The 7,764-nt window shown below is 35.9% G+C and carries 9 protein-coding genes; 8 read left to right on the forward strand and 1 reads right to left on the reverse strand.

Annotation, left to right across the window (positions count from 1 at the left end):
- Positions 1-153: 153 nt before the first annotated feature.
- The 5 genes from SB773_RS23370 (at position 154) to SB773_RS23390 (ending at position 5,831) form a co-directional block, all read left to right on the forward strand.
- Positions 154-1,881 carry an ABC transporter substrate-binding protein gene (locus tag SB773_RS23370; protein WP_000730686.1) on the forward strand — a complete coding sequence of 576 codons (1,728 nt, stop codon included), beginning with the start codon at positions 154-156 and terminating at the stop codon, positions 1,879-1,881.
- Positions 1,882-1,984: 103 nt separating this feature from the next.
- Positions 1,985-2,941 carry an ABC transporter permease gene (locus tag SB773_RS23375; protein ID WP_002091399.1) on the forward strand — a complete coding sequence of 319 codons (957 nt, stop codon included), beginning with the start codon at positions 1,985-1,987 and terminating at the stop codon, positions 2,939-2,941.
- A 13-nt stretch (positions 2,942-2,954) separates the two neighbouring features.
- Positions 2,955-3,878 (forward strand): oligopeptide ABC transporter permease, encoded by a 924-nt coding sequence (opp4C, locus tag SB773_RS23380; protein WP_410592453.1) that lies wholly within the window; start codon positions 2,955-2,957, stop codon positions 3,876-3,878.
- 10 nt (positions 3,879-3,888) lie between these two features.
- Entirely contained in the window at positions 3,889-4,869 is a 981-nt protein-coding gene (locus tag SB773_RS23385) for an ABC transporter ATP-binding protein (RefSeq protein ID WP_410592455.1), read from the forward strand.
- Entirely contained in the window at positions 4,866-5,831 is a 966-nt protein-coding gene (locus tag SB773_RS23390) for an ABC transporter ATP-binding protein (protein ID WP_088293676.1), read from the forward strand. Before SB773_RS23385 ends, SB773_RS23390 begins: the two co-directional genes overlap by 4 nt.
- 180 nt (positions 5,832-6,011) lie before the next feature.
- On the opposite strand, the gene SB773_RS23395 is transcribed toward SB773_RS23390, so the two are convergent.
- Positions 6,012-6,884 carry a Cof-type HAD-IIB family hydrolase gene (locus SB773_RS23395; protein ID WP_410592458.1) on the reverse strand — a complete coding sequence of 291 codons (873 nt, stop codon included), beginning with the start codon at positions 6,882-6,884 and terminating at the stop codon, positions 6,012-6,014.
- A gap of 473 nt (positions 6,885-7,357) precedes the next feature.
- Between SB773_RS23395 and SB773_RS23400 the strand changes: the two genes are divergently transcribed.
- From SB773_RS23400 to SB773_RS23410, 3 genes are all read left to right on the forward strand, one after another.
- A complete protein-coding gene (locus SB773_RS23400) occupies positions 7,358-7,468 on the forward strand; it encodes a DUF3948 family protein (protein WP_001058533.1) in 111 nt (36 codons plus the stop codon).
- 35 nt (positions 7,469-7,503) lie between these two features.
- The gene (locus tag SB773_RS23405; RefSeq protein ID WP_147740286.1) at positions 7,504-7,620 is read left to right on the forward strand and encodes a DUF3948 family protein; all 117 of its coding nucleotides are present in this window, start codon (positions 7,504-7,506) and stop codon (positions 7,618-7,620) included.
- A 34-nt stretch (positions 7,621-7,654) separates the two neighbouring features.
- Positions 7,655-7,764 (forward strand): DUF3948 family protein (locus SB773_RS23410; RefSeq protein ID WP_410592463.1); only part of this gene is annotated, 110 nt, incomplete at its 3' end.

Consider the following 7,764-nt stretch of genomic DNA (forward strand, 5'->3'; position numbering starts at 1 on the left):
GGTCGGAATAAGATTGTTACCCCTCAAAAACAACTATTTTTTTATAACCAAAGCCGACTTTTCCGATTGGCTATAAAATGTTGCTGTGGGAGGCATACATTAGGCAAGCAGTTCATAAGGTGTAATTATTAAAAAAAAGTTAGGGTGGGGACAATGAAGAAAAAGACAAAAAAATGGGCTGGTGTATTTTCGGTATTACTGAGTAGTTCGCTTGTGTTATCTGCTTGTGGGGGACAGGAGGATACGGCTTCTACAGAACCAGTAAAACAGCAAGATTTAAAAAATATAAAAGTTGAAAATATTGCTGCGACAGATAAGACGAAAGTACCAGATAAAGCGAAGAATAGAAAAGATACGTTAGTAGTTGGTATTAGTAAACCAGGCGGCGTATTTTTACCATATTTCCAACAAAATGGTTGGGATGGAAACGTCACTTCAGTTATTTTTGCATCTCTTGTATCTACAGATAAACAAGGAAAACCAACTCCAGAATTAGCTGAGAAGTGGGATATTTCCTCTGATCAGTTAACATATACATTCCATTTACGTAAAGATTTGAAATTTAGCGATGGTTCACCATTAACAGCAGATGATGTAGCGTTCACATTGACGCTTTTACATGATAAGGCATATGAGGGTGACAAAGACATTTCTCAATATGCTGTTAAAGGTGGTAAAGAATATAAAGAAGGAAAAGCAACTTCAATTGAAGGTATTCAAGTTGTTGATCCGCAGACAATTAAAATTACAACTGAAAAAGTTAATTCACAGGCACTAACAGCCTTAGGTGGAGAGGTATTATCAAAAGCTTATTATGGAAAAGATTACAAACAAAATACAAGCTTAGATTACTTAAAAGCGTTATATGAAAAACCGATAGCTGCGGGTCCATATAAATTTGAAAAGTATATCCCAGGGCAAGAAGTACGATTTGTAGCAAATGAAAATTATTATGCGGGTAAACCAAAAATTCCAAACTTCATTTATAAAATTACTTCTGGTGATACGAAGCTTCAATTATTCCAAACAGGTGAGGTTGACTACACTGGCCTAGGTACTGGTGACGAAGTTCTTGAACAGGCTAAGGCTTTAGAATTTGCAAATATCCAAATCGAAACAGCAGCGTCATTTAGCTATATTTATATGAATAATAATAAGCCGTACTTAAAGGATAAAAAGGTTCGTCAAGCACTTATTTACGGATTAGATCGTAAAAAATATGTTGATACAGCATTGAAAGGATACGGTACGGTAGCTAATGTACCAATTCATCCAACTTCTTGGGCTTATACGGAAGAAGGAGTTAATAAATATGAATACGACAAAGAAAAAGCGAAAAAATTATTAGATGAAGCAGGATGGAAAGTTGGTTCGGATGGAATTCGTGAAAAAGATGGTCAAAAATTAAAGCTTTCTTATTTCGGCCCAAGTTCGGCTAAAGATAGCGATTTATTAATTCCGATTGCAAAAGAGAATTATAAAGAAATAGGTGTAGAATTTAACCCTGAATTTATGGACTTTAATACTATGCTTTCGAAGGTAAACAAAGGTGATTATGATTTAGCTTCTGTTTCGACACCAATTACAAGTGATCCGAGTGAAACAGCTGGTGAATATTTGTCGGGTGTCAATGAGAAGAGTCTTGGTTATAAAAATGCAAAAGTAGATGAGTTAATTCAAAAAGGTATTGAAACGGTAGATATTGAAAAACGTAAACCAATCTATAAAGAACTGTATAAAGAATTAAGTGATGATCCACCAGTAATTCTATTAAACTATCGTAGAACAATTACTGGTTATAACGGGAATATAAAAGGAATTGACCCTGAAAAATACAATAGTATTAGTGCAAACTTACCAGCTCTATCTATCGAAAAATAACGAGAAGAATGTATAAGTAGAAGACATTTTTTCATTCGGCAAGTAGTGTGCCGCTTTGAAAAAATGTTCTTCTATTTTAAGCATAAGATTGGAGAGAAAAAGGGTGAAAACATATATCATTCGTAGGCTGTTACAAATGATTCCTACACTGTTGGGGACATCGATTATTATCTTCTTCCTGTTCGCACTTCTTCCAGGAGATTATATTGATTCAAACCCGAAGATTACACCGGAAAGAGCAGCTGAACTTAGGGAATTGTATGGATTGAATAAACCAATTGTTGAGCGATATTTTCACTGGCTAGGTAATGCATTGCAGGGGGACTTTGGTTTTTCTCTTCAATATCAAGAATCTGTAACGTCATTATTAAATAAATTTATATGGAATTCGTTTATTGTTGCGATTATTGCATTGTTCTTTATTTGGCTAATTGCACTTATTATCGGTGTATTTTCAGCGACAAAGCAACATTCTTTATTCGATAAGCTTGTAACAATTGGTGTATTTGCAGCGATGTCATTTCCTTCATTCTTTATCGGTTTGTTTTTAATTAAAGTGTTTGCGGTTGACTTTAAGCTGTTACCGATAGGCGGGATGATTGATGTTGGGAGTAATTCAACTGGGCTTGCTTACGGAATAGAAGTTGCAAAGCATATGGTTTTACCCGTATTTATTTTAACTCTTCTTGGAGTTGGCTCATTAACTCGTTATTTTAGAACGAGTATGTTAGAGGTTGTACGGCAAGATTACATTCGAACGGCTAGAGCAAAAGGTTTAAAGGAGAAGACCGTTATTTATAAACATGCATTAAAAAATGCAATTTTGCCGGCTATTACATTGCTTGCATTTGAATTACCAGGGTTGTTTTCAGGGGCAATTATTATAGAACAAATTTTCAACTGGCCAGGTATCGGTAATATTCAATTAGAAGCACTAAATTTTCGTGATTATACGGTATTAATGGCATTTACGATGTTTCTTTCGTGTTTGACAATTGTTTCAAACTTTTTAGCGGATATTGTATATGCAGTTGTTGATCCACGTATTCGGTTGAAGTAAGGGGGGGAAAGAGATGGAAACTGTTACAGCAACTACGGAAAAAAAAGAAAAAAAGAAAAGAAGGAATGAATCATCGCCGTGGAGGCAAGCTTTTAAAAGGATAAAGAAAAATAAAATGGCACTTATAGGATTTTACGCATTAGTTTTTATGTTGTTATTTTGTTTTATTGGTCCATTCTTTTCACCGTATGCATCAGGAAAAATACAAGTTACGCTAATTAACAAACCACCTAGTTTTTCTCATTGGCTTGGCACAGATCAATTAGGAAGAGACATTTTAACGAGGCTTATGCAAGCAGGACGGATTTCATTAACAATTGGCTTAGCCTCAATGGTGTTATCCGTTATACTAGGTGCTTTATTAGGAGCGATTGCAGGTTTCTACCGTGGTATCGTCGATAATATTATAATGCGTCTTGCGGATATTTTAATGTCGATGCCAGGATTACCGTTACTTATTATAATGGGAGCTATTTTATCAGAATGGAAAGTACCATCTGATTATCGTCTTTATGTCATTATGATCATTTTAAGTTTAGTAGGTTGGCCAGGACTTGCACGCCTCGTACGAGGTCAAATTTTATCGCTGCGAGAACAATCGTTTATGCAAGCTGCTGATGTGCTCGGGATAAACGATTACCGGAAAATTGTATATCATTTAATCCCAAATGTTCTGCCGATATTAATTGTTGTATCCACATTAGGTGTTGCAGGTTCTATTTTAGGAGAGTCTGCACTAAGTTACCTAGGACTTGGCGTTGTCCCGCCTACACCATCGTGGGGAAATATGATTAGTGCAGCAAACTCATTAATCGATTTCCAAAAGCGTCCGTGGTTATGGATCCCGCCTGGTTTTGCAATCTTTATAACAGTTGTATCAATTAATATACTTGGCGATGCACTTCGTGATGCATTAGATCCAAAGATGAAGCGGTAGGTGAGAAAGCATGAGTAGAGCAGTAGTAGAGCTAAAGGATTTACAAACACACTTTCAGACGGAAGAAGGTATAGTAAAGGCTGTCAATCATGTTAGCTTTTCAGTTCGAGAAGGTGAAACAGTTTGTGTAGTAGGCGAATCAGGTTGCGGGAAAAGTGTAACGGCTTTATCTATTATGGGACTTATTGCTGAATCTGGCGGCATCGTTGGTGGTGATATTCTTTATGAAGGAAAAAGTCTTTTAGGAATGAAAGAGAAAGAACTTCGTAGTTTAAGAGGAAATGATATCGCGATGATTTTCCAGGAACCGATGACATCACTTAATCCGGTCTTTACTGTTGGAGAGCAAATTGTTGAGACGTTAAGAGAGCATGAACTACTTAGCAAAAACGAAGCATACAAAAAAGCAATTGAATTAATTCGTAAAGTTGGTATTGCTCGTGCTGATGAAATTGTCCATTCTTATCCGCACGAATTAAGCGGTGGTATGTTACAACGTATTATGATTGCTATTGCACTTAGTTGTAATCCAAAGTTATTAATTGCAGATGAACCGACAACAGCTCTAGACGTTACGATTCAAGCGCAAATATTAGACTTACTAAGACAAGTAAAAGAGGAATTTAAAACGTCCATTTTATTAATTACACATGATCTAGGTGTTGTAGCGGAAATGGCTGATTACGTTGTTGTTATGTATGGTGGAAAAGTTATTGAAGAGGCACCGGTACTAGAAATATTTCAAAATCCGAAACATCCATATACGCAAGGGTTGCTAAAATCAAAACCAGTAATGGGGAAACGAACAGATAAACTTTATTCTATTCCAGGGCAAGTTCCAAATTTAGTTGGCTTAGATGAGTTTTGCTACTTTAGTGGTCGCTGTGAACATTGCATGGAAATATGCAAAAATGAAGCGCCAAATCTTAATGTGCATGACGAGGATCATAAAGTAGCTTGTTGGTTATATGAGGAGCGTGCTGGGCAATGAGTGAACCATTATTAGAAGTGAAGAACTTAAAAACGTATTTTCCGATTAAGGGCGGCGTATTTAGTAGAACGATTGGACATGTGAAAGCGGTAGATGGGGTAAGCTTTACAATTGATAAAGGAGAAGTGTTTGGCCTTGTAGGAGAGTCTGGAAGTGGGAAAACGACGATAGGAAAAACAATTCTCCGTCTCGTTCAAAAAACAGAAGGTGAAGTGAAATTTAAAGGTCAAGATGTTCATGCTTTATCAAAAGAAGAGCTGAGAAAGCATCGTCCTAATATGCAGCTCGTCTTTCAAGATCCATTTAGCTCATTAAATCCAAGAATGAGAATTGGAGAAGCGCTTGGTGAGCCAATGTTGGCTCACGGACTAGCGACGAAAGAAAATGTCCGTGCAAAGGTGATAGAAGTATTGGAGTTATGTGGTTTAGCGCCGTATCATATTGACCGGTACCCTCATGAGTTTTCCGGTGGGCAACGTCAACGTATCGTTATTGCAAGGGCAATGGTATTAGATCCAGAATTTATTGTGGCTGATGAGCCTGTTGCGGCATTAGATGTATCTATTCAAGCGCAAATCATTAATTTATTTAGTGAATTACAGGAGAAAAAGGGATTGTCCTATTTATTCATTTCACATGATTTAAGTGTTGTGGAGCACTTATGTACGAAAATTGGAATTATGTATTTAGGAACTATTGTGGAAACAGCACCACGTGATGAGTTATTTGCGAATCCACTTCATCCATATACAAAAGCATTATTATCAGCAGTGCCAATACCTGATCCAACGGTTAAGCGAGAACGGATTATTTTAGAAGGGGATATTCCAAGTCCGGCAAATCCGCCGTCAGGTTGCCGTTTTCATACGCGCTGCCCCTTTGCTACAGATGTTTGTAAAACGAATGTACCAGAATTTCGTAATGTGGGTGAAGATCATTTTGTTGCTTGTCACCATGTGTAAAAAAAGGACTCTTTCAAAAAGTGAAAGAGTCCTTTTTTTACCCCGCATTAACGGGCAGTAAGACTCCCACCTAAAAATTCGACACATGCGGGGAAGTTAGGTGGGAGATTAACTGCCCGTAAAAGCCTGATTGGTTCAACTAATAATCAGAGGAACCCCGCCTCTGATTAAAGTTGAACTTTATTTACTAGATGAAGTTTGTTTCAATACAAATTGCTCGATTGCATGAGCAACACCATGTTCATTGTTTGTTAATGTTACAACGTCACATAATTTTTTTACGTCTTCTTCAGCATTTCCCATTGCAACTGATAAGCCGGCTACTTGTAGCATTGGCACATCATTAAAGTTGTCACCGATTGCAACAGTATCTTCAATTGGTATATTGAAATAAGCTGCCATTTCTTGCAAACCATTGCCTTTATGGCCATGCTTATCCATAATTTCTACATTAGTAGGAGCTGATGCGGTAACTGAAATATCCGTATCTTCTTGTAAAGTTTGCAATAGCTGCGAACGATGAGCAGCATTAAATGTCAAAATAAAGAATTTAGATATTTCTAATTCTGGATTATTTACGACATCTTCGATTTTTTGGAAATCAGTAATTAAGTTTGATTTCTTTTGTTTTTCTGTAATTCTTTCAAGTTCCTCAAGTGTAACATCTAGTGTATGCTTGTTTTCTTCGAATGCCTGCATAACTTGATCTTGCCATGTATAAGGAGAGTAAACCCCTTTATTTGTGTACAACTTATATGGAAAACCTTCAGATTCTAGTAATTTTGCAAGCTTGTATACTTTATCATTTTGTAAACAACGCGAGTTAATTACTTTTCCGTCCACATAAACAATTGCCCCATTGCTTGCTCCAACTGGAAGAGATAGTTTATATTCTTCCAATAATTTCAAAGCATCCTCTTTCGCGCGGCCAGAACAAATCATTACAATATGACCAGTCTCTTTTGCGGTTTGGATAGCTTGTAAGTTCTCTTTGGAGATTTCAAGATTAGATGATAGTAGTGTACCATCCATATCTAGTGCGATTAATTTCAAAATGACCACCTCTTTGTTTCCATTATACATAGTTATATAGAGGAAACATATAAACTTATCTTGGAAAGATAGTATTTTATCCCGCATTAATTTCTAGTAAAAGTGCGATTGGTGAGGGGAATAATTAGTAGGGAATGGAACTCTCGTTGATTAAAGTTTCACTTTGGTTTTTAACAAAATAGAGATGAATAATATTATATTTCGCTTTATGACCTTAATGTTACACTAGTGTTACAAATTTGATTGTAGTAGAAAACGTATTAAAACAAGGTTTTTGAGTGTTTATTTAAAAAAACGTAAAAAAAGTGTAATAAAATTTACGTAATTATATTGCAACGTAATAATAGTTATGTTACATTAGTGTTACAAACGTTACGTAATCAATTTCAATGTAACGTTAACATGAAAACTATGAACTAATCATTTCTTAATAATTACATATAGATAACTTATAAAAAAGGAGAATGAATGATATGAACAACGAGCAAGTATTAAACGTAACAAAAGGTGACTTCGTAGGATCAGCAAGCGGAGCAGTAGTATTAACAGCATTAATCGTATTTCTATCAAGCGTATTAGTATAATAGAAGTTTTGTAACAAAAGATAAATGAAGGGAGAATGAAAGATATGAAAGAGCAAGTATTAAAAGTAACAAAAGGTGACTTCGTAGGATCAGCAAGTGGAGCGGTAGTATTAACAGCATTAATCGTATTTCTATCAAGCGTATTAGTATAATAGAAGTTTTGTAACAAAAATAAGATAAGGGAGAATGAAAATTATGAACAACGAGCAAGTATTAAACGTAACAAAAGGTGACTTCGTAGGATCAGCAAGTGGAGCGGTAGTATTAACAGCATTAATCGTATTTCTATCAAGCGT

The sequence above is a fragment of the Bacillus sp. SIMBA_074 genome (genome assembly GCF_046534555.1).
GTDB classification, from domain to species: Bacteria; Bacillota; Bacilli; order Bacillales; family Bacillaceae_G; genus Bacillus_A; species Bacillus_A mycoides.

Coding starts and splice junctions, on each gene's coding strand:
- SB773_RS23370 (WP_000730686.1), top strand. CDS start 154: ATGAAGAAAAAGACAAAAAAATGGGCTGGTGTATTTTCGGTATTACTG.
- opp4C (WP_410592453.1), top strand. CDS start 2,955: ATGGAAACTGTTACAGCAACTACGGAAAAAAAAGAAAAAAAGAAAAGA.
- SB773_RS23385 (WP_410592455.1), top strand. CDS start 3,889: ATGAGTAGAGCAGTAGTAGAGCTAAAGGATTTACAAACACACTTTCAG.
- SB773_RS23390 (WP_088293676.1), top strand. CDS start 4,866: ATGAGTGAACCATTATTAGAAGTGAAGAACTTAAAAACGTATTTTCCG.
- SB773_RS23400 (WP_001058533.1), top strand. CDS start 7,358: ATGAACAACGAGCAAGTATTAAACGTAACAAAAGGTGACTTCGTAGGA.
- SB773_RS23405 (WP_147740286.1), top strand. CDS start 7,504: ATGAAAGATATGAAAGAGCAAGTATTAAAAGTAACAAAAGGTGACTTC.